The organism is Kitasatospora sp. NPDC088779 (genome assembly GCF_040685395.1).
GTDB lineage: Bacteria > Actinomycetota > Actinomycetes > Streptomycetales > Streptomycetaceae > Kitasatospora.
Genome location: NZ_JBFBHW010000062.1, coordinates 1 through 20,274 on the forward strand (window position 1 = coordinate 1; position 20,274 = coordinate 20,274).

Annotated in this window: 20 protein-coding genes and 1 pseudogene; 14 read left to right on the top strand and 7 right to left on the bottom strand. The window is 71.6% G+C overall.

What is annotated here, in order from left to right; all coding sequences use genetic code 11:
- Positions 1-200: 200 nt before the first annotated feature.
- Positions 201-1,172: a helix-turn-helix transcriptional regulator gene (locus AB0P03_RS35635; RefSeq protein ID WP_363632735.1), complete on the bottom strand. Its 972-nt coding sequence runs from the start codon at positions 1,170-1,172 to the stop codon at positions 201-203.
- A gap of 338 nt (positions 1,173-1,510) precedes the next feature.
- Here AB0P03_RS35635 and AB0P03_RS35640 point away from each other — a divergent pair, with 338 nt between their 5' ends.
- From AB0P03_RS35640 to AB0P03_RS35665, 6 genes and pseudogenes are all read left to right on the top strand, one after another.
- Complete coding sequence (locus AB0P03_RS35640; protein WP_363587130.1) at positions 1,511-1,645, top strand: hypothetical protein; 135 nt, start codon at positions 1,511-1,513, stop codon at positions 1,643-1,645.
- Between the two features lie 7 nt (positions 1,646-1,652).
- On the top strand, positions 1,653-2,003 hold the full coding sequence (locus tag AB0P03_RS35645) for a hypothetical protein (protein ID WP_363632737.1): 351 nt from the start codon (positions 1,653-1,655) through the stop codon (positions 2,001-2,003).
- Positions 2,004-2,110: 107 nt separating this feature from the next.
- The gene (locus AB0P03_RS35650; protein ID WP_363632739.1) at positions 2,111-3,361 is read left to right on the top strand and encodes a VCBS repeat-containing protein; all 1,251 of its coding nucleotides are present in this window, start codon (positions 2,111-2,113) and stop codon (positions 3,359-3,361) included.
- Positions 3,362-3,398: 37 nt separating this feature from the next.
- Positions 3,399-4,448: a transglycosylase family protein gene (locus AB0P03_RS35655; protein ID WP_363632740.1), complete on the top strand. Its 1,050-nt coding sequence runs from the start codon at positions 3,399-3,401 to the stop codon at positions 4,446-4,448.
- A 160-nt stretch (positions 4,449-4,608) separates the two neighbouring features.
- Positions 4,609-6,003, top strand: coding sequence for a M14 family zinc carboxypeptidase (locus AB0P03_RS35660; protein ID WP_363632741.1), 1,395 nt, complete (start codon positions 4,609-4,611; stop codon positions 6,001-6,003).
- A gap of 232 nt (positions 6,004-6,235) precedes the next feature.
- Positions 6,236-6,593, top strand: a pseudogene (locus AB0P03_RS35665) (transposase); the annotation flags it as partial.
- Here AB0P03_RS35665 and AB0P03_RS35670 read toward each other — a convergent pair.
- Positions 6,594-7,082, bottom strand: coding sequence for a DUF5959 family protein (locus AB0P03_RS35670; RefSeq protein ID WP_363632743.1), 489 nt, complete (start codon positions 7,080-7,082; stop codon positions 6,594-6,596).
- A 19-nt stretch (positions 7,083-7,101) separates the two neighbouring features.
- Positions 7,102-8,847 carry an FAD-dependent monooxygenase gene (locus tag AB0P03_RS35675; protein ID WP_363632745.1) on the bottom strand — a complete coding sequence of 582 codons (1,746 nt, stop codon included), beginning with the start codon at positions 8,845-8,847 and terminating at the stop codon, positions 7,102-7,104.
- 86 nt (positions 8,848-8,933) lie between these two features.
- On the opposite strand from AB0P03_RS35675, the gene AB0P03_RS35680 reads away from it, so the two are divergent.
- Positions 8,934-9,542, top strand: coding sequence for a TetR/AcrR family transcriptional regulator (locus tag AB0P03_RS35680; protein WP_363632747.1), 609 nt, complete (start codon positions 8,934-8,936; stop codon positions 9,540-9,542).
- 350 nt (positions 9,543-9,892) lie between these two features.
- Positions 9,893-10,393: a hypothetical protein gene (locus AB0P03_RS35685; protein ID WP_363632749.1), complete on the top strand. Its 501-nt coding sequence runs from the start codon at positions 9,893-9,895 to the stop codon at positions 10,391-10,393.
- Positions 10,394-10,539: 146 nt separating this feature from the next.
- Here the strand turns inward: AB0P03_RS35685 and AB0P03_RS35690 are convergent, their stop codons facing one another.
- The gene (locus AB0P03_RS35690) at positions 10,540-11,250 is read right to left on the bottom strand and encodes a hypothetical protein (protein ID WP_363632751.1); all 711 of its coding nucleotides are present in this window, start codon (positions 11,248-11,250) and stop codon (positions 10,540-10,542) included.
- 243 nt (positions 11,251-11,493) lie between these two features.
- Complete coding sequence (locus AB0P03_RS35695) at positions 11,494-12,009, bottom strand: hypothetical protein (protein ID WP_363632753.1); 516 nt, start codon at positions 12,007-12,009, stop codon at positions 11,494-11,496.
- Between the two features lie 313 nt (positions 12,010-12,322).
- Here AB0P03_RS35695 and AB0P03_RS35700 point away from each other — a divergent pair, with 313 nt between their 5' ends.
- The 3 genes from AB0P03_RS35700 to AB0P03_RS35710 all read left to right on the top strand — a co-directional run bounded on the left by AB0P03_RS35700 (position 12,323) and on the right by AB0P03_RS35710 (position 16,293).
- On the top strand, positions 12,323-13,534 hold the full coding sequence (locus AB0P03_RS35700) for a hypothetical protein (protein WP_363632754.1): 1,212 nt from the start codon (positions 12,323-12,325) through the stop codon (positions 13,532-13,534).
- Positions 13,535-13,712: 178 nt separating this feature from the next.
- Complete coding sequence (locus AB0P03_RS35705) at positions 13,713-15,488, top strand: amidohydrolase (RefSeq protein WP_363632756.1); 1,776 nt, start codon at positions 13,713-13,715, stop codon at positions 15,486-15,488.
- Between the two features lie 28 nt (positions 15,489-15,516).
- Positions 15,517-16,293: a LuxR C-terminal-related transcriptional regulator gene (locus AB0P03_RS35710; RefSeq protein ID WP_363632758.1), complete on the top strand. Its 777-nt coding sequence runs from the start codon at positions 15,517-15,519 to the stop codon at positions 16,291-16,293.
- A gap of 83 nt (positions 16,294-16,376) precedes the next feature.
- On the opposite strand, the gene AB0P03_RS35715 is transcribed toward AB0P03_RS35710, so the two are convergent.
- A complete protein-coding gene (locus AB0P03_RS35715) occupies positions 16,377-16,628 on the bottom strand; it encodes a hypothetical protein (RefSeq protein WP_363632759.1) in 252 nt (83 codons plus the stop codon).
- Between the two features lie 124 nt (positions 16,629-16,752).
- Between AB0P03_RS35715 and AB0P03_RS35720 the strand changes: the two genes are divergently transcribed.
- Positions 16,753-17,454, top strand: coding sequence for a hypothetical protein (locus AB0P03_RS35720; protein WP_363632760.1), 702 nt, complete (start codon positions 16,753-16,755; stop codon positions 17,452-17,454).
- A gap of 303 nt (positions 17,455-17,757) precedes the next feature.
- Here AB0P03_RS35720 and AB0P03_RS35725 read toward each other — a convergent pair whose 3' ends face one another.
- Positions 17,758-18,705, bottom strand: a complete 948-nt coding sequence (locus AB0P03_RS35725; RefSeq protein ID WP_363587115.1) for an amidohydrolase family protein — start codon at positions 18,703-18,705, stop codon at positions 17,758-17,760.
- A 147-nt stretch (positions 18,706-18,852) separates the two neighbouring features.
- On the opposite strand from AB0P03_RS35725, the gene AB0P03_RS35730 reads away from it, so the two are divergent.
- Complete coding sequence (locus tag AB0P03_RS35730; protein ID WP_363632762.1) at positions 18,853-19,014, top strand: hypothetical protein; 162 nt, start codon at positions 18,853-18,855, stop codon at positions 19,012-19,014.
- A gap of 173 nt (positions 19,015-19,187) precedes the next feature.
- The gene (locus AB0P03_RS35735; protein WP_363632764.1) at positions 19,188-20,225 is read left to right on the top strand and encodes an NAD-dependent epimerase/dehydratase family protein; all 1,038 of its coding nucleotides are present in this window, start codon (positions 19,188-19,190) and stop codon (positions 20,223-20,225) included.
- The last annotated feature ends 49 nt before the right edge of the window (positions 20,226-20,274 follow it).

Sequence of the window (20,274 nt, forward strand, 5' to 3'; positions counted from 1 at the left end):
ACGAGCAGCGGGCGACGGCGGCGGACGGACATGGTGGCTCCCCGATGACGGTGCGTGCTGGCTTGCTGGACACCCACCATGACGGTCGGTCAGTGACTTTCGGTGGCACGTGTGGCGTCACAATCACCAGGACATTGCGAGGATCGGACTGTGACAATCGGTCGGGGCGCCGCGGGTTGACACGGCGTACTTCGGGCCGGTCAGAGCCAGCCGTTCTGGGCGGCCTTGATGCCGGCCTCGAAGCGGCTGCTGGCGTTGAGCCGCTCCATGATGGAGGCCATGTGGCGGCCGACGGTGCGGGAGGAGATGCCCAGGCGCTGGCCGGCGGTGTCGTCGGTGAGACCGTTACCGAGCAGGCGCAGCAGTTCGCGCTCGGTGGCGGTGAGTCCGGTGGTGGGGTCGCCGGGGGAGGCGGCGCCGAGCGGGACGGCGGTGTTCCAGGCCTGCTCGTAGAGGTCGAGCAGGGCGGTGAGGATGCCGGGTTCGGTGACGTGAAGTGCGCCCTTGCGGTGGTCCTCGGGGTCGATGGGGACGAGGGCCTCGCGGCGGTCGGCGATGACGATGCGCTGGGGGATCGTGGGGGCGGTGCGGACTTCGCCGCCCTGGCTGAGCAGCCAGTGGGCGTATCCGGTGACGTGCGGCTGGTGGCGGGTGGAGTCCTGGTAGAGAGTGCGGATGGTGATGCCGCGGGCGAGCGCGCCGGCGTCGCCGGGGCGGGAGGAGTCGAGGTCCTCGGGGTGCTGGTTTCCGGGCTGGCTGCTGAGGGCTTCCGTGGTGGTGGTGCGGCTCATCTGTTCCAGGCGGTGGTGGACGGCGTCCATGCCCAGCAGGCGTTCGCCGTGGGCGGCGTGGTGTTCGGCGCGCTCGGCGACCATGCGGGTGACGGCGGCGCGGGACGCGGCGAGGGCGGCCTGGCGGGCGGCGAGGTCGGCTTCCTGACGGGCGAGCATCTCGGCGAGGCCGACGGCCGGGTCGACGGCGCGCATCCGGCCGGGGTGGTCGGCGGAGGCGCGCACGAGCATGAGGGCGCCGAGTTCGTCGAGGCAGTCGTGGACCTGGGTGGCGGTGGTCGCGCAGCGCCCGGCTATCGCTTCGACGTCGTCGGCGGGGTGGTCGAGCAGGGCTTGGTAGACCTGTTCGGCGCGGGCCGATAGTCCAAGCGCCTGCAACATGGTGTCCCCCTTGTGTGATGATCCGTGAGCTCTCGTGGCTGTGACAGCACACGAAGCTTCATGATCCTTTCATGGGATGACACGGCCCTCAAGGTCGAATATCCGGCCTCGACGGCAGGCCGCGCCACCCAGTTCTGGTCATGTCCATGACGGTCTGTCCGGAGTCGGACAGGCCGGTTGGCGACACCCGCAAGGCCTTCCGAGCAGCCCCCCGACCGGCAAAGCTAGTGATCGCCGCCAGGAAGACAGCCCGGACGGCAGCCGGACGGAGCGTCAACCGCGGGACGCACCGATCGGAGAAATCCCTTCGTGTCAGCAACAGTTGAGGACAGCCGATCGTGATCCAGAACCGTATCGCCAAGGCCGCCGCGGCCATCGCCATCTCGCTGGGCGCGCTGCTCGCCGCCCCCGCCGTCCTGTCGGTGAGCACCCCGGACACCGCCGTCAACGCCAGCTTCGGCTGGGGCGGCTGACCCGCGGATGGACGTCATCTACGCCGCCCTGCACCGCAGGCAGAGCGCCGGGCCGGTCCCGTCCGGCGAGGCGGCTGGGGCGGCTGAGGCGGCCGAGGTGGCCGAGGTGGACAAAGCGGGCGAGGCGGCCGAGGTCCGCGCCGTCCTGTGGGCCCACGCCCGCCCCGACGACGGCCTCCAGCACATCACTGTCCGAAGCGAGGCCGACCGCGTCGACCTGCTCGTCTACCTCGCCAGCCGTGACCCCGCCGTCGACCAGGACACCCTGAGCCGGGCCCACGTCCTGATCGCCCGAGGCCACCAGGCCTCCCCCCTGATGCGCCGGCGCTACCAGCCACCGGCGCCCCCCGGCTGCTGAACCCACGCCGCCGCTGAACCCGCAGTACCGCTGCGCCCGCACGACGCTGTCCGGCATCCGACGCCGTCTCGACCTCGCAACCCGCAACCAGCAAGAGGAGTTCCGCCATGCCTTCGTCCACGCTGTCCACGCTGTCCAGGCTCGCCCACGTCGCCCTCGCCGCCTCCCTCGCCGCTTCCGGTGCGATAGCCGCGACGGCCGTCACCACCACCGCGGCTCACGCGGCCACCGCCGCTGTCTCCGCCTCGTCCTCGATCGACGGCAAGGTCACCCGCAGTGAGGTCATCCAGCGGGCGCAGTACTGGCTGGGCAAGTCGATCCCCTACAACCAGGGCGGCTCCTACCCGGACTCCAGCGGCCGCAACTACCGTACGGACTGCTCGGGTTACGTCTCCATGGCCTGGCACCTGGGCGCGAGCCCCAACACCCAAGGCATCGCGGACTCCTACACCTACGAGATCCCGCGCAGCGAGCTCAAGGCCGGCGACGTCCTCAACAGCTACTACAACCACGTCCTCCTCTTCGAGAAGTGGGACGACGCCGCGCACACCACCTTCTCGTACTACTCCTTCGGTTCCACCCCGGTGAAGCACGTCACCGGCGCGTCCATCAACGGCACCCTCGACTCGCACCCCAACAGCGAGTACAAGGCCCTGCGCTACAAGAACATCGTCGACGACGTCCAGACCCGGGCCACGAAGGCCGGCGTGTACCACTCGTCCACGCAGACCTTCTACGAAGGCGACAACGCGGGTTCCACGCTGGGCTCGGCGAAGTTCGGTAACGCGGGCTGGACCCCGCTGGTGGGCGACTGGAACAACGACGGCGTCGCCAGCGTCGGCGCGTACGACCCGGCCACCGCGACGTTCTACCTCAGCAACGACAACAGCACCGCCGCAGTGACCGCGACGTTCGGCAACCCCGGCTGGATCCCGCTGGTCGGTGACTGGAACGGCTCCGGCAAGGACAGCGTCGGCGCGTACGACCCCGCCACTGCCACGTTCTACCTCAGCAATGACAACAGCACCGCCGCAGTGACCGCGAAGTTCGGCAACCCGGGTTGGATCCCGCTGGTCGGCGACTGGAACAAGGACGGCAAGGACAGCATCGGTGCCTACGACCCGGCGACCCAGACCTTCTACGAGAGCAACGACAACAGCACCGTCGCGGGCTCGGTGAAGTTCGGTAACGCGGGCTGGACCCCGCTGGTCGGCGACTGGAACAACGACGGCGTCACCAGCATCGGTGCCTACGACCCGAACACCCAGACCTTCTACCTCAGCAACGACAACAGCACCACCGCCACCAGCTTCGTCTACGGCAGCCCCGGCGACGTCCCGATCGCCGGCCGCTGGTAGTCCGCCCCCAACCGACACGAGAGGAAGTCAGTCGAGCATGCCCGAGAACAAGTCGACCGCCCGTCAGACCGGTCACACCCGTCGCACCCGCTCGCTCGCCGCTGTCGCCCTGGGGGCGGCCGTCCTGTCCGTCGCCTCCCAGGCACCGGCCCAAGCCGCCTCGGTGGCCACCTGGGACAAGGTCGCCCAGTGCGAGAGCACCGGAAACTGGAGCATCAACACCAACAACGGCAACTACGGCGGCCTGCAGATCACACTGCCCACCTGGAAGGCCTACGGCGGCCTGGCCTACGCCTCCCGGCCCGACCTCGCCTCCAAGAAGCAGCAGATCCTCGTAGCGGAGAAGATCCTCACCGGCCAGGGCCCGGGTGCCTGGCCCAACTGCAACGCGGGCCTGAGCACCGACCACGCCAAGCCGTACTCGGACCGGATCGGCGCGTACGACCCGGCGACCCAGACCTTCTACGAGAGCAACGACAACAGCACGGTTGCGGGCTCGGTGAAGTTCGGTAACGCGGGCTGGATCCCGCTGGTCGGCGACTGGAACGGCGACGGCGTCGCCAGTGTCGGCGCGTACGACCCCAGCACCGCCACGTTCTACCTCAGCAACGACAACAGCACCACCGCCGTGACCGCGAAGTTCGGCAACCCCGGCTGGATCCCGTTGGTCGGCGACTGGAACAAGGACGGCAAGGACAGCATCGGCGCGTACGACCCGGCCACCGCCACCTTCTACGAGAGCAACGACAACAGCACCGTCGCGGGCTCGGCGAAGTTCGGCAACCCGGGGTGGACCCCGCTGGTCGGCGACTGGAACGGCGACGGCGTCACCAGCATCGGCGCCTACGACCCGAACACCCAGACCTTCTACCTCAGCAACGACAACAGCACCACCGCCGTGACCACCAAGTTCGGCAACCCCGGCTGGAAGCCCCTCGTCGGAGACTGGAACGGCTCCGGCAAGGACAGCGTCGGCGGCTACGACCCGGCCACCGCGACGTTCTACCTCACCAACGACAACAGCACCGCCGCCGTGACCACGACGTTCGGCAACCCGGGCTGGATCCCCCTCAAGGGAAGCTGGTAACCGCTCACCGACCGGCTCCCTGGACGCGAACCGGGGCCGACGGCGGGACTTGAGGACCGCGGCCTGACAACGCCGCGCACACCGGGCGGCGGCCTGCACCACGAGGTGCAGGCCGCCGCTTTTGGCGCGAGACTGGACGGTCAGACAAGGGAGGGCACCGATGTTGACCGATACGTCGACCAGCGCCGGCAGGGCGGTCCTGCTTCATGACCGGTACCCCACGCTGGAAGAACTCGCCGACACAGCACACCTGCTGGCCGCCAGACACCCGGAACTCTGCCGCGTGCGCACCGTCGGGACATCCCGCGCCGGCCGGCCGCTGGTGCTCCTGACGATCGGCCACGCCGCCGCCACCGCCAACGTGCTGATCGTGACGGGTGCGCACGCCGACGAGTTCTCCGGCCGCGCCGGCATCGTGGAACTGGCCCACCGCGTCCTCGCGCAGCCGTCTCTGCACCAGGCGGTGACCTGGAACTTCCTGCTCTGCCTCGACCCCGACGGAGCACGCCTCGCAGAAGCCGGCGCCGGCACCCGAAGCCTGCCCGAGTACTTCGAGCACTACTTCCGCCCCGCCGCCGAGGAACAGCCCGAGTGGGCGCCGGCGATCGGCGGGAGACTTCCCGAGAGCCGGACCCTCCTCGACCTGATCGACGACCTCCGGCCGTCCCTCCAGTTCTCCCTCCACAGCGCCGACGTCGGCGGGACCTTCCTCCAGTCGACCTGCGATCCGGCCGGCCTCGCCGAGCCGTTCGCAAACTCCGCCGCCGGACTGGGGATCCCGGTCGAGACCGGCCCCTACGACGCCTTCTGGCTGCGCGAAGCGGGCCCGGGCGTCTTCATGATGGCGCCGCACCACATCGACCAGCAGGAAAGCAGCACCGGAATGCTGGCGCCACCTCGCCCCGGCCAACCTCGCCCCGGCCAACCTCACACCGCCCAGCCCCAGCAGGAGACAGGAGGCGTCCGCGCCACCACCTGGTTCGCCCCCCAGCGCTACGGCGGCGAGACGGTCATCGTCGAGACGCCGGCCTGGGCCGGCGCCCACCTCGGGGACACCCGCCCGGCCGACGACCCCTACGCGCGCCTGACCGCCTGCGCCGGCCAGGTCCGGGAGCGAGGGCGCCTGCTCACCGACCTGATGGACGAAGCTCTGCCCCACCTGGACGACACCGCCCTGCTCCGGGCTGCGCGCACGCCGCTGACGGCAGCGCGACAACTGGCCCACGCATGGGACCCGCGGGCCGCCGGACAGCGCCTCCTCCACCCGACGCCCATGACGGAGGCGAAACTCGCCGGCATCGAACTGTGGGCCCACCGGATCCCGGTCCGCGCGGCGGCGCTGCTCCGCCGCGCCGCCGAGGCGGCCAAGGCACCCACCACACCGGCCACCGCCCGACTCGACCACCTCCTCCAGGACTGGTGCGCCCAGTACCAGCGGCGCTTCCAGCCGACCTGGCTGCCCGTCGCCCGCCAGGCCGAGCACCAGGCGAACACCGTCCAGGCAGCCGTGGCACTCAGCCGCCCGACGACGCCCGGCCCTCGGCGCGACCGGTAGAGCACTCCGCTGCCTCGGCACCGTGGTTGCGGCCGCCGGTCGAAGCCGCCTCAGAATCCCTCACGAAATGATCTCCGAGGTGGTTGGATCACTCCGGGAGCGTGGATCCGGGGGTGCGGGATGGCTCGACCGAAGCCGTGAGACGTCGATGACGAGTTGTGGGCAGTGGTCGAGCCACTGCTGTCCAAGGTCGAGCGTCGGGTTCGGCATCCGGGGCGCGAACGGCATCCGGACCGGTGGCAATCACAACGACGTCACCCAGCTCATCCCGCTACTCGAAGCCGTGCCGCCGGTACGCGGCAGGCGCGGACGCCCCAGACGTCGCCCGGAGATCGTGCTCGGCGACCGCGGCTACGAACACGACAAGTACCGCCGCCTTGTCCGGGCTCTCGGAGTGAAGCCGGTGATCGCCCGACGCGGTACCTCCCACGGCTCTGGTCCTGGCACTCAACGCCGGTTCGTGGAGCGCGGGTTCGCCCATCTGCACTGGTTCCGCCGTCTGCGGATCCGCTGAAGAGATCCGCGACGAAATCCACGAAGCCTTCCTCACTCTCGGATGCGCACTCATCTGCCGGCGGCGGCTTGTCTCCCTACCTCGACAGCATCGGAACCCAGTGATCCATCACCTGGCGCAGACGCTGGCGATGGTCGGCGATCCAGTCGTCCGGCGGGACGAGCGGGATCCGCACAGTGACCATGGACCTGGACTCGTCCTCTACGACCACTTCCGGACAGTCACGCTCGCCGGTGAGCTGGATGAAGATGGACGGCCCTCTGCTCATCTCCATCCACGCAACGTCCTCGCCGGCGTCGAGCCGGTCCAGCGCGTCGGCCCAACTCTCCATCTTCGAAACGGACAACGCCAGGTCGATGCGGCCGGACACGAAGGGCGTCTTGACGACGATCTCGGCGTCGAGCCCGGTGGTCCACCTGAGGTTACGCCCCAGGACGTTGACTGTGACGCTGTTCCCCTCGTCATCGGCGAGGTAGATGAGCTCCCTCGGCGACCTGTCGCCCATTGCTGCCCTTTCGTCGGCGAGTAGTAAGAGATCCTCGCTCGGCCGGAAGGCATCTTCCACCCCATTTTGTTGGGAGTTCTCAGCGTGCTGAGGGGAGGTCGGCTCCCAGCGTGGCTTTGTTCATGAGAACCGGCTCTGGCCAATTCCAAGGAGCTGGACCAGAACCGGTTCTTTTGTGAACAAAGCCACCCAACGCCCGTCGCGTGGCGGCGGCGAGGAGTGTGAGGGGGTCCGGGGCGGCGTGGGCGGTGCGCCAGGCGATCACGTGGTCGGGACGGACCAGCAGGGCGCCGTGGTCGCCGATGCCGCAGGTGTCGGCGGGCCGTTCCGTTGCCGGGGCGATCCGGCGGGGCAGGAGTGCCGTGTCGAGGAAGGCGTTGTGCGGATCCAGCTCGCGTGCGGCCCGGATCCAGGGGTGTCCTTCGGGTCCGGCGAGAACCAGGTAGCGGCCGGCGCGGACCAGGTCGAGCGTGGAGCGGGGCCGGTCCGTGTCGGGGAGCGGCAGGTGCGGCAGCCGGGTGCCGGGCTCGCCGTGCCAGCGTTCCGGCTCGTCGGCCGCCGGGAGGGCGGCGGCCGGGTCGTCGCCGGGGACGGGGTAGCGGTAGCCGATGGCCACTGCCGCCTCGCTGAGCAGCGGGCGGTCCTCGATCGGGACCCGGGCGCGGTCGCGGGCGCGCAGGAGTGCCTGGTCCACGGTGATCCGGCCCACTGCGCGGCGCTCGGTTTCGTAGTCGTCCAGCAGCCGCGGGTCGGCGTGGCCGCGCAGGACCGAGACGAGTTTGGTGGTGAGGTTCCAGGCGTCCTGGATGCCGGTGTTGGCCCCGAATCCGCCGGTCGGCGGGGTGACGTGGGCCGCGTCGCCGAGCAGGAAGACGCGGCCGGCGCGGTAGGAGTCGGCCAGCCAGCCGCCCATCTGCCAGGGCCGGTGTCCGGTGAGCGTGAAGTGCGATGGCGCCAGGCCGAGCGCGCGCGAGACGATGCCGCGGCAGCGCTGGACGTCGAACGCGGCTGGATCCGTGGTGTCGGGGTCGTAGGTCACCGACACCGTCCCGCGGTCCTGCGCCGTGTTCCAACTCAGGAACGCGTGCTCGGGTGGGCCGGTGAAGGCGAGGGCGAGCCGGCGGCCGTCGAGCACCTGACGCAGGTCGGCTTCGAAGCCGATCTCCATGACGTGCGCGACCACCTCGGTGCCGCTGCGGCCGATGCCCAGGTGCTCGCGGACGGCGCTGCCGTTGCCGTCCGCGGCCAGCAGGTAGTCGGCGGCCACGGTGTAGGTGGCGCCGTCGGCGCCGCGGATCCGGGCCACGGTGTGGTCGTCGTGGCGGCGCAGTTCGAGAAGGCGGTGGCCGAGGCGCAGGTCGGCGCCGGCCGCAAGGGCGTGGGCGCGGACGACCTCCTCCAGGTCGGCCTGTTTGACGAAGGCGCTGGGGCAGGGCGAGAGGCGGCTGAAGTCCGTTGCGGCCGGTAGCCGCCAGCGCCGCAGCTCCGGGCCGTTGAGCGAGGCGACCACCGCGGCGTGTTCGGCCGGTGGGAGTCGGTGCTGGACGGCGTAGACGTCCTGGTCGGCCCCGACCGAGCGGTAGGCCTCCATCGTTCGCGGATAGAACAGCTTGGCGCGCAGCCTGGTCGAGACCGCGGAGTGCTTCTCGACCAGGACGGGGGTGATGCCCCGGGCCGCGAGGAACAGGGCGGCCGAAGCCCCGACGATGCTGCCGCCCACGATCAGGACGGGGACGCGTGCGGGCGGTGGCGTCGGGGCGGCAGCGGACGAAGCGGTCTTGCTGTCGGCCCTGGCGGCGGGAGCGATGGGACCTGGCACGGGCATGGACCCTCCAAAGGAAACAGAACAGCTCTGTTCCATTATTGCCCGCTGGCGGCCCCCTAACGCAACAGGCCTGTATCGTTACTGGCGTGACCACGGAACTCCCCAGCCGCCGCGGGGGCCGGCAGCGTGACCCCGCCACCGACACGGCCATCATCGATGCGGTCCTCGGCATGGTCGCCTCGGGCGCCACCCTCACCGGCCTGTCGCTGGTGACCATCGCCAAGCAGGCCGGGGTCTCGCGCAACAGCGTCTACCGGCGCTGGAAGACCAAGGACGAGCTCTACCTCGACGTGCTGGAGACGATCAACGAACCGCGGCCCTTGCCGGCCGGCGCCGACACCCGCGCCGACCTCGCGGTCCTTCTCCAGGCCCTGGCCGAGCGCGTCGTCGACGAACGGGCCAGCAGCATGCTGCGCGCTCTCAACGCCGAGGCGGCAACCTTCCCGCGGCTGCACAGCCGTTACTTCGAAGAGATCGTCACTCCCCGCCGGAATGCCATGAACCATGTCCTGCGACGCGGCGTGGAACGAGGAGAGATCCGCCCCGACATCGACCTCGACCTGGTCTCCGAACTCCTCGTGTCCCCCCTCCTCGCCCGCATGGCATCGGGCAGCACCGACCAGCTGGACCCGGAACGGGCAAGCCGGCGGATCATCGACCTCGTCCTCGACGGTGCGGCGCCCGCGCCGAGCTGAGGAGAAGAGCGGACTGGGCCGCGGCCTCCGCCGCGCCGACACCGCCTCCACGTGCGCACGGGCGCGCCCGTCCGGCACCGCGTCGTTCATCGGCATCGGGTGCCGCCGGGCCCGGGTGGGGCATTGCGTGCCAACTGCCTTGCTGACATCCTCAGTTGGCCGTACCGGTCCCGGCGGTCGGGCAGGCCCCGCACCGCGGGCGCGGCTCGTGCGGCTCGTACGGCTTTGTAGCGGGGCGGTGGGCGCAGCAGCAACAACGGTGGGCGGCGGTCGTGGTGCGTGCGCGGGGAGGCGGCGTGTGGGGTGTGGCAGCGCGTGCGGCGGTGCGTGTGGCGGCGGGGATGCTGGCGGTGGCGCTCCTGACCGGGGCGGTGTGGCTGGCCTGGTGGCTGAGCGCGGAGCGGATGGGCGCGGCCATGGGGCTGGGCCCGCCGGACGGCGTGGTGCTGGTGGACCGCTGCTACGAGGTGTCCGACAGCGAGGGCAACAGCGACGGCACCGACTGCCAGGGGCGGTTCACGCCGGCCGGCGCCTCCGCGGGCGAGGCCCGCCCGATCGTGGTGAACGGCACGACCGGCAAGCACCGGGCCGGCACCCGGCTCCCGGTGCGGCTGGTGCGGGGCGTGGCCTACGAGCCGTCGTCGGCGCCCGCCGTGAAGTACGGCATCGGCGCGGGCATGATTCTCGTACTGGGCGCGGTGCCGGCCGGCTGGCTGCTGGTCGGAGTCCGGCGTGGTGAGGCCCCGGACGCCATGACCCTGGTGGTCGGCCTCCTCATCGGGCTTACGGCCGTGGCGGTCCTGGGCATCGTCGTCGGCTTGCTCGCAGGCCTCGTCGAACTGGCGCTCTGAGTGGGGCCGGCAGGTGTCCCGTCCCGCCGAAGGCCGGGCCCGCGCCCCGGTGGTCGGTGCCCCGTCGGCTCGTTCTCCTCGGAGGCTATGGCGCGCGGACCGTGGTCATTCCCCTCGCGTACGGGGCCGGGCCGTCGACGCGGTGCTCACCTGGTGATGTCGCCGTCCGGCACGTCCCGGACGGTGACCTCCTTGCCCTGTCGGCCCAGGATCTTGGCCACCACGTCACCGATCCCCTTCGCGTCGCCCGTCGGCTCGGGGACCGACCCGTCGGTGTACCGCTCGATGGCCTTCTGAAAGTAGGAGGGGTTCCAGGCCCCGACGGCCCCGCTGACGTCGACGGCCGCCACCCGTCGGCCACCGACGGCACGCTTGATGGCCGGCAGGACCTCGTCCGAGTAGTACTTCCCCGGGACCTGGAACAGGCTGGCATGGCCGCCTACCTTACCGCCGTCCCGCAGGTAGACGGTGACGACCAGGCAGCTGGTCACCGACGGGTAGGTGATCGTCCCGTGCGGACCCACCTCGCCGACCTCGCCCTCCGTGATCGAGAGGGTGGTCGCGGGCGCACCGGCCTGCCGGACCTCGGCCACCGGGCCGGACGCAGCGCCGGGCCCGGCGAGGTCCATGGTCCCGGCAGCCCTGCCGAACGCGGCCCTGACGGAGCCGACGGAGCCGACGGAGTTGAGGGAGTCGACCGCCTCGGTGGGGGCCGGGCCGTACGCCTGCTTGCCGGCCCCCGGCCAACCGGCCGACGCTCCATCGCCCCCGCCTGCCGCGCAGGCCGCCAACACCAGCACCGCGCCGACGGCCGGCCCGATCCTTCCCACGCACCGCTCGGACACCACGAACCTCATGACCCCACACCCCACGAATCCGGTCTGCACACACCCGCGCACGCACGCGGCGACACATGCTCCCGGGCACGAACGATCTCGTCAACCCAACACCCACCACCCACCACCCACCACCCACCACCCAACAACCGACGGCCGACGGCCGGCTGCCGGGGGTCACCGCCGCCGGTCGTGCAGCCGCCGGCAGCGGTCGCCGTGGTCGACCCGGCCGGGGGAAGGGAATCGGCTCCGATCGTCGCCGGGTCAGGCGTTGGGGGAGTCGGTGATCCACCGCAGGATGTCCTCGGCGACCTCCACCGGGGCACGGTCGGAGCTGGTGAAGGCCGTGGGGACGAGTTCGCGCAGTTCGTTGGCGTCCCGGACGGCTTCCTCGACCTGCTCCGCGCTCCAGCCGCGGGCGGCCAAACGGACGCGGCGGTCGTGGTCCGCGCAGTCCAGCCGCGCCCAGACGACCTCCGGGGCGTCCGGCACATCGGCCGCGGCGGCCTCCCACTCGGCCGGGGTGATGGGGCAGGACACCAGGACGGGCCCGCCTCCCCGCGCGAGCATGCCCGCGATCCGCACCCACAGGCGGTTGTAGTCGGGCCAGATGCCGGACGCGTCCGGGGAGGTGATGTCGATACCGAGCAACCGACCGTCGTCGTCGGGCAGTTCGTCGAAGTCGACCACCGTGACCGGCCGTTCCCGCAGCCGACCCAGAAGTGTCGACTTGCCCGCCCCCGGTGCCCCGGTGATCAACCGCACCACAGACCTGACCATGACGATTCCAGCCCCGCTTCCGTCGATGACCGGTACCCCGGATCCCGAGTGCCCAGCCGACCATAGCGGGACACCTGCCCCTCGTTCCTCAGGGTCCGGCCGCAAGCCGCCCTCCGGTGCCGCAACATCCGTGTTCTGTCGGCGAGTTCGCGTTGATCCGGTGACGAACCGGTCGGAGGCAAATCACCGATCGGGCTGCGCGTCCCGGCCGGGCTGGCGGAGACTGGTGCGCGGCACGGGGGCGGGGAAGCGGCGTGCCATCGGCTCGACGGTGCCTCCGTGACGTCAACGAGAGACAGGAGCTGCACATCCCATGAGCAAGCGCACCTCTCGCACAGTCGCGGCGGCCGTCGCCGCCGCCACGGCCGCGGCCCTGGCCGTGGGTTCGGCACCGGCGGCGGCCGCCAACCCTTACCCCGGGGGTATCTCGGTCGGGTCGCCGCCCATCGAGCCCGGTACCTACTCCAGTGAGCTCAAGGCCGCCAACGGCAACGGGGACAGCGTCTCCTTCGTCATCGTGGGGGACCTCACCCGTAACGAGAACATCAGGACGTACATGTTGCTCTGGAGGGCGGACTGGTCGACCGAACCACTCGCGCTGCTGCCGGGGGACGCCGGTGGTAGTCCGGTCGGGATCAACAACGCCCGTACCGTGGTGGGGACTTCCGCCGCGCAGGTCGGGGGCCGGCAGCACGCGGTGCGATGGACTTCCCCGTCCACACCGACCGAACTGCTTCCGCTGCCCGGCGACACGACGGCGGCCCCCGCCGCGATCGGTGACAACGGCACCGCGGTGGGGTCCTCCTGGGGCGCGGCGACCGCGAAGCACGCCGTTGCGTGGCCGCCGAGCGGTGCCCCCGTCGTCCTGCCGCCGCTGCCGGGTGACACCGAGAGCGAGGCCGTCGCCGTCAACAGCTCGGGTACGGCGGTCGGCTACTCGTACCCGGCCGGCGGTATCGTCTCCCGGCGGGCGGTGGCGTGGAGCCCCGACGGGACCGTCACCGCGCTCGACGTGCCGGCGGGCTACGTGACCAGCAGCGCGGCCCGCATCACCGACTCCGGCGTCGTGATCGGGGTCGGCCGGCCGGGCGGTGAGCCGGGCGCGGATCACGCCCTCGTCTGGAACGCCGCCGGCGCCGTCTCCGACCTGGGTGCGGGAAGCCAGGCGAAGGCCGTGAACAACGCGGGCACGGTGGTGGGCAGCCTGGGAGGACAGGCAGCGCGCTGGGCCGTCGACGGCACGCCTCTGCCGCTCGCGCCGACCACGCTCACGAGCGTCGCCACCGGTATCAACGACCAGGGCGTCATCGTCGGGTACACCAGTGACCCGTGGCCGGCCCGCGCCCAGCTCTACGCGCAGCGCTGGAACCCCGACGGGTCCGTCATCGCGCTTCCCGAGTGGTCGAAGGACTTCCCGTACTCCATGCCGTTCTTCGTCACCGACAGCGGAATCGTCCTGGGTGAGCTGCTCCTTCGAGGCCTCGCGGGCTACGGCAAGCCGTTGACCATCCGCTGGACCATGTAGCTTGCACGGCCCGGTGCCGTCCTGACCTGACCCGACCGCCGTGGGGCGTCACCCCGCCACCGGAGGAGCGTGTATCGGTGGGATGACCGATGTGCGAGGGACGGGTGCACGGACATAGTCCTCGGGAGAGCGTTTCCGGGCGGCCGTGGTGCGCCCGGTCTTCGAAAGGGGCCTTTCTGTGCACACGTATGCGGACCTGGTGTTTCTCGACGGGAAAGTGGTCACGGTCGACGCGGAGTTCTCCGTCGCCTCGGCCCTGGCGGTGACCGGCGGGCTCATCAGTGCCGTCGGCGGGCGCGAGGACGTCGCACCGCTCATCGGACCGGGCACCCGGGTCGTCGATCTGCGGGGGGCGACGCTGCTTCCCGGCATCAACGACTCGCATCTGCACGGATGCGCCTTCGGCATGGCGTCGCCGCCGCTCTCCCTCCACCTCGGCCACCCCGCCGTGCCCTCCCTCGCGGACGTGGCCGAGGCGGTGCGGGAGGCCGTCGGCCGGGTCCCGGACGGGCAGTGGATCACGGGGCACGGCTGGGACACCGGCTACCTCGACGAGTGCGTCGCCGATCCGTCGCGGCTGCCCTCGCGGCTCGATCTCGACGCCGTGAGCCCGGACCACCCGGTCGTCCTGTACTCCTTCTCCGGGCACGCCACCTGGGTCAACTCCAAGGCGCTGGAGCTGATCGGGATCGACCGGCACACCGTCGCGCCGCCCGGCGGGGCCATCGTCGTGGACGAGGCGGGGGAGCCCACCGGGCTGCTCCACGAGGGCGCCCAGGACCTCGTCCAGAACGCGCTGCCGGCGCTCAGCCGACAGGAACGGACCGACGCGGTCAGGTCGGCCCTCGCCACGCTCGCCCGGCTCGGCGTGACCAGCTACACCGAGCCCGGGCTCGGCCCCGGCGGCGACGGCATCATGCGGGGCGCGCTCGGCACGGAGACCCTCGACGTCTACCGCCGGCTGCTGGCCGACGGTGAACTGACCGCCCGCGTCGGCGTCCTGCTCCTGCCCACCGGAATGGCCAGCACCACCGAGGAGTTCACCCGCGGCCTCGCCGCGCTCACGGCCCTCGGCGAACCCGGCGGGTCCGGTGGGTCCGGTGGGTCAGGCGGGTCCGGCGAACCCTTCGAACCCGCCGCCCCCGGCGGCGCCGATCCGCGCCGCCTCGCGATCCACGGCGTCAAGGTCTTCGCCGACGGTGTCGTGCCCAACAAGACGGCCTGGATGCACGAGCCGTACGTCGGCGGCGGCTGCGGCTCGCTGTGCGTCGGCGGCCGGAGCGACACCGAGCGCAGCGCCGAGATCGCCGCCATCATCCGCCACGCCCACGCCGCCGGGCACCAGGTGGGCGTCCACGTCACCGGCGACCGGGCCATCGACACCGTCGCGGACGCCTTCGCCGCGGCCATGGCCGAGCACCCGCGGCCAGACGCCCGCCACTACGTCATCCACGGCGACTTCCTCACCGCGTACGGCATGGAGGTGCTGGCCGCGCACGGCTTCGGCGTCAACATGAACCCCACCATCAAGTGGACCGTCGCCGACATGGAGGAGGACTTCGTCGGCGCCGAGCGGGCCGCCTACGCCTGGCCCTACCGGGACGCCATCGACGCCGGGGTGCGGGTCGCGAGCGGGTCGGACGCCCCGGTCACGTTCCCGGACTGGCGCCAGGGCGTGGCGACCATGGTGCTGCGCGAGTCGAAGGCCGACGGCCGGGTCAGCGGTCCCGAGCAGCGCATCGGTCTGGCCGAGGCGATCCGCACCTACACCATCGACGCGGCCTGGCAGGACTTCGCCGACGACTGGAAGGGCTCCCTGGAGGTGGGCAAGGTCGCCGACCTCTGCGTGCTGGACGGGGACCTGCTCGCCGCCGATGCCCACGACATCCCGGCGATGCCCGTCGTCCTGACCGTCGTGGACGGGCAGATCGTGCACGACACCCTGCGCGATTGACGCAACCCGGGCACATGATCATCCTTGGATGATGGCAACACGGCGCGGCGGTGCGGACATCCTGGAGGCGGCCCTGCGCGTGCGCGAGGCCGCCAGGAGCGCCACGAGCGGTGCGGGCGGCGTCGACGCGGTCCTGGCGGCGCTGTCGGAGGTGGTGGAGTACGACCACGCCTCCCTGACCAGGTGGGATCCGCTGCGCCGGCGCCACACCACCCTGGCCGGGAGCTACCCGGACGACGCCACGGCCTACATCGAGACCCGCCTGCACCGCGACCCGGTGTTCCCGGTGCTCCGCAGGCCGGCCCGGGGCGCCCTGTGGCTCGGGGACGTTCCCGGGCGGCTCCTGGCGGCATCCCCGGGCTTCCGGGAGGTGCTGTGCCCCCTCGGTATCGAGGACGGCGTGGCCCAGTGCCTCTTCGCCGCCGACGGCCGGTACGTCGGCATGCTGAACGTCAGCACCCGCGGGCCGCGGCGCGCGCCCGATCCGGCGCGCGCCGTGGTCACCCTCCTCACCGAGGCCCTCGCGGCGGCCGTCACCGCCCACGCGGGCCCGCCACCCGAGGCGCTCGCCACGCCCGGCCCGGCCGCGAACGCGCCCCGGCCCGGCGGGCTCTCGCCACGCGAACTCCAGGTGCTGGCCGAACTGACCGCCGGCCGCACCAACCGGCAGATCGCCGAGCGCCTGCACATCACGCCCCGCACGGTGGGAACCCACATCGAGCACATCCTCGCCAAGCTCGACCTGCCCAACCGCGCGGCCGCGGCCGCCCGGGCCGCCGCCTGGGGCATCGGCCCCTCCCGCTGACACGGCCCCACCAGCACGAACCGCCTCACCCGCCCCGCAGACGCACGCCCGCCCCAGCCGGGCCAGGCCGGGCGGACGTGTGCCTACGGCCGGTACTGCTCGGCGAGGTCGCCGTAACCGCCGGACGTCCAGACCGCCTTGCGGAAGTCCGCGAGGACGAGCGCCTGGGCGCCCTGCCCGGCGGTGGGTGGGAAGTGAGCGGTGCCGCACCGGGCGCAGTACCAGGCCTGGTTCCAGAGCCGCTCGGCCTGCGGCCGGCCCTCCAGACGCCGCCGTCGGCTGAGGAGGAGCGCGGTCGCACCCGCCAGCAGGGCGATCGCGGCGGCTAGGATCACGACCCCCAAAGCGGGACCAGGGCGTCGTTCGCGTCGGCGAGCGGGGCCGTCCTGGTCGACCGCGCGACACCTCAGCCCGAAAGAGCCGTTCTTGAGTGCCGCTCACCCCCTGACGCGCCTTGCCGTGACCGCAGCGACCCTCGCCGTCCTGGCCAGTTGTTCGTCCTCGCACGGCAAGGAGCCGCACCGGCCCGGAGTCGAAGCCGCCACTCGGCTCGGCCCAGGCGAAGGCCCGGACCTACCGCCCCCGGCTGGCACGGCAGCACCCTCCAGCGCCGCCCCGAGCGTGGGGAGTCCGGCGGACTGGCCCACCGAGCCGGTGGCCGCCGCCGAGGCTCCGACGGTCAGGAGCCAGGTGATCGAGCCCGGGTACACCGGCGAGTCGTATCTGAACCACCTGGCCACCACCTGGGGCATCACCATGAAGGCCCGGGAGAAGGTCGACTTCCCCGGCCGGCCGACGGTCTGGCACGCCTCGGGCGTCAAGCAGGACGGGAACACCGCGATGTGGATCGCCGCGGCGTGGACCATCGACGGCGACTTGACGACCTGGTCCTGCCACGTGACGGCCACCGCCGCGAAGCAAGCCGATTTCCTCCATGATTGCGCCGGCCTGGATCACCCAGGAGCGGAACCGGAGTCCACCAAGACCTGGCTGGACGCCATGAAGCCCAGAGTGGACACCGCCTTCGCCGCCGGCCGGGCCCCCATCGACAGCCCGCTCCACCGCTCCGGCCCGGTGGCCTTCATACTCCAGAAGGGACCCGACGGCACGTACAGCGGCGACTACTACGAACTGCGGACCTTCGGCGTCGGTTCGAGCTGATCGGTTGACTCGGTGTGGAGGAAGCGGGTGTACCGGGGATCGGAGGCACTCTCCATTGAGCGGAGCGCGCGGCGTCGGGCCTGCGGGGAACCGCCCGGGCAGGACGCCGTTCTGGTGCCCGGCGCCGTGCCAGCCTGCTGTTTTGCGGTCTGTGCGGTCTGCTCACGAGTGGCGTGCCGCCCCTGGTGTTTCGGTGGTGGGTCACTTGCATGAGGCGCCTTCGTGTTTGATCGAAGGGGATGGGTGGAGAACCCGTGCTGGCGCCGCGTCGGCCACTGCCACCTGGAAGGGCGACATCAAGTCTCAGATGTTGAAAAGGCGTTCAGCGTTGGTGTGTGCGATCTTGTCGCGGTCCTCGGGGCTGAGCGGAGCGGTTTGCAGGAACGTGGCGTGTTGGACGGGGTCTCCGAAGGGATAGTCCGTGGAGAACATCAGCCGGTCGGCTCCGAACACCGTCAGCGCACATTGCAGGGGAGCGACGGTGGTGTACCCGCTGATCGTGAGGTGGACGTGGGAGCGCACCGTGTCGGCGACGGACTCGTGCCCCGGCCGCAGACGGCTGAGGACCTCATCGGCACGCAGCAGGGAGAACGGCAGGTTCTCCCCCATGTGCCCGACAATGACCTGCAGACGCGGGTGCCGGTCGAACACACCGCCCAGCACCATGCGCAGGACGTGCATCCCGGTCTCGGCGTGCCAGCCCCACCCTGCTGTCACCAACAACGCAGCGACAGCCGGGTCGAGACCTGCTCCGTATGCCTTGATGACAGCAGCCGGCGGATATGTCGGGTGCAGGTATACGGGGACCCCGAGCTCCTCCGCCGCCGCGAGGACCGGTTCGAACTCGGCGCTGTCGAGGAATCGGCCACCGGTATGGCCGTTGATGATGACTCCGCAGAACCCCAGATCGCGCACCGCACGGAAGGCTTCGGCTGCGGCGGCTTCAGGGACGGGCATGGGCAGACTCGCCAGCGCGCGGAATCGCCCCGGGTACTGCCGGATCGCCTCTGCCGCCCGGTCGTTCAGCGCCCGCGCCAGGTCAACCGCACGCGGACGAGGTACTTCCTGAGCGGCCGGAGCGACCACCGACAGCACCTGGACATCGATGCCGGCCGCATCCATGACCGCTATCCGACCCGCGCCGAGATCCGCCAACGGGCCCGCCGCAGCGGGTGGTAGGCCATACCCGGCCATCACCTCCTTTCCGTGCTCGGACGGCAGGAAGTGCTCTTCGACAGCGATCAGTCGCATGCGTTCCTCGTTTCCTCGACGACGGCGGCCGCGCAGGCCCGCGCAGGCCCGCGCCGGCTTGCGCACCGAGTATCCGGATCGGCCCGGATCGGTCGCAACGAGTCCGCGGGCGTATGCCGGATACCGCGCGAGAGAGAGCCCGGATGCATGGAATCCATCGACTCCACCCGCACACTCGCCGCCGACCCCGGCCCGGACCTCGAACTGCGCGCCGAGCTGCTTCGGGAACTGGCCTCCTGCACCTCGCCCGCGCCGGGCTCTCCTCTCCCGGCCCCCGGACCGTCCCCAAGCGATCCCCCCTGCCGCTGACCACCGCCCCCTCGCAGTGCGGCGACGAGCTCGCCCACGGACACGGCACGCGTCACCGCCGCTGCCACGGCTACGGCCCAGCCCGGCCCGGGCCTCGGCCACTCAGCGGGACCGGGAGAACCCGCCGGATGCCGCACGGTTCTGCGGCACGGCCTCCGGGGCACGATCGTCACATGCGAATCCTCGTTCTCGGCGGGTCGGTGTTCCTCGGCCGCGCCTTCGTCACGGAGGCCCTGGCCCGGGGCCACGAGGTCACCGTGTTCAACCGAGGCCGTTCCGGACCCGACCTGCCGGGCACCGTGACGGTGCCCGGCGACCGCCACAATGCCGCGGACCTGGCTGCGCTGGTCCAGCGGGCGCCGGGCCCCGACCGGGCCTGGGAGGCGGTGATCGACACCAGCGGCCAGCAGCCGCACGCCGTCGCCACCTCGGCCCGGTTGCTGCGCGAGCACGCGAGCCACTACGTCTTCGTCTCCTCGGTCCACGCCTTCGCCCGATGGCCCGACCGGCCGGTCGACGAGGACTCGCCGCTGCACGACTGCCCGGCCGACTCGCCACCCGGCCTGCCATTCAGCACCGCGCTCAAGGCGGGCTGCGAGCGGTCGGTGCTCGAACAGTTCGGCACCGATCGATCGACCGTCCTCAACTGCGGCCTGCTGATCGGCCCGCACGAGAGCATCGGGCGGCTGCCCTGGTGGTTGGAGCGGACGGCGCGCGGCGGGCGCGTGCTGGCCCCCGGCAGGCCGGACCTGCCGATCCAACTGGTCGATGCCAGGGACTTCGCCGCCTTCGGGCTGGACCTGGGGGAACGCGGCGTCGGCGGCCGGTTCGTGACCACCTCGCTGCCGGGGTCGAGCACCTACGGCGAACTGCTCACGGCCTGTGCGGCGGCCAGCGGTTCGAACGCCGAACTGGTCTGGGTTGAGGACCAGCGGCTGCGCGCGGCCGGCGTCCGGCCGTGGAGCGAACTCCGACTCTGGTACCCGGAGTTCGATGACAACGGGAGCGCCGGCGCGATCTGGCGGGCGGACTCCCGGGCAGCTGCGGCGGCCGGGCTGCGCTGTCGCCCGCTCGCCGAGACGGTGCATGACACCTGGGCCTGGCTGCAGGAACGCGGCCCGCGCGAGGAGCCCTACACCCAGGGTCTACAGGGCGACGTGCTCGGCATCGATCCGCAGAAGGAGCGCCGGATCCTGGCGGGCGAACTCTGACGGCGAACCCTGGCGGGCCCGCCGAATTCCCATCGCGGCGGCGGCCCGG

Excerpts from the sequence above, each read along its gene's own strand:
- AB0P03_RS35725 (WP_363587115.1), bottom strand. The coding sequence starts at position 18,705 with ATGCGACTGATCGCTGTCGAAGAGCACTTCCTGCCGTCCGAGCACGGA.
- AB0P03_RS35710 (WP_363632758.1), top strand. The coding sequence starts at position 15,517 with ATGATGGCAACACGGCGCGGCGGTGCGGACATCCTGGAGGCGGCCCTG.
- AB0P03_RS35730 (WP_363632762.1), top strand. The coding sequence starts at position 18,853 with ATGGAATCCATCGACTCCACCCGCACACTCGCCGCCGACCCCGGCCCG.
- AB0P03_RS35635 (WP_363632735.1), bottom strand. The coding sequence starts at position 1,172 with ATGTTGCAGGCGCTTGGACTATCGGCCCGCGCCGAACAGGTCTACCAA.
- AB0P03_RS35660 (WP_363632741.1), top strand. The coding sequence starts at position 4,609 with ATGTTGACCGATACGTCGACCAGCGCCGGCAGGGCGGTCCTGCTTCAT.
- AB0P03_RS35735 (WP_363632764.1), top strand. The coding sequence starts at position 19,188 with ATGCGAATCCTCGTTCTCGGCGGGTCGGTGTTCCTCGGCCGCGCCTTC.
- AB0P03_RS35655 (WP_363632740.1), top strand. The coding sequence starts at position 3,399 with ATGCCCGAGAACAAGTCGACCGCCCGTCAGACCGGTCACACCCGTCGC.
- AB0P03_RS35690 (WP_363632751.1), bottom strand. The coding sequence starts at position 11,250 with ATGAGGTTCGTGGTGTCCGAGCGGTGCGTGGGAAGGATCGGGCCGGCC.
- AB0P03_RS35675 (WP_363632745.1), bottom strand. The coding sequence starts at position 8,847 with ATGCCCGTGCCAGGTCCCATCGCTCCCGCCGCCAGGGCCGACAGCAAG.
- AB0P03_RS35645 (WP_363632737.1), top strand. The coding sequence starts at position 1,653 with ATGGACGTCATCTACGCCGCCCTGCACCGCAGGCAGAGCGCCGGGCCG.
- AB0P03_RS35700 (WP_363632754.1), top strand. The coding sequence starts at position 12,323 with ATGAGCAAGCGCACCTCTCGCACAGTCGCGGCGGCCGTCGCCGCCGCC.
- AB0P03_RS35695 (WP_363632753.1), bottom strand. The coding sequence starts at position 12,009 with ATGGTCAGGTCTGTGGTGCGGTTGATCACCGGGGCACCGGGGGCGGGC.
- AB0P03_RS35650 (WP_363632739.1), top strand. The coding sequence starts at position 2,111 with ATGCCTTCGTCCACGCTGTCCACGCTGTCCAGGCTCGCCCACGTCGCC.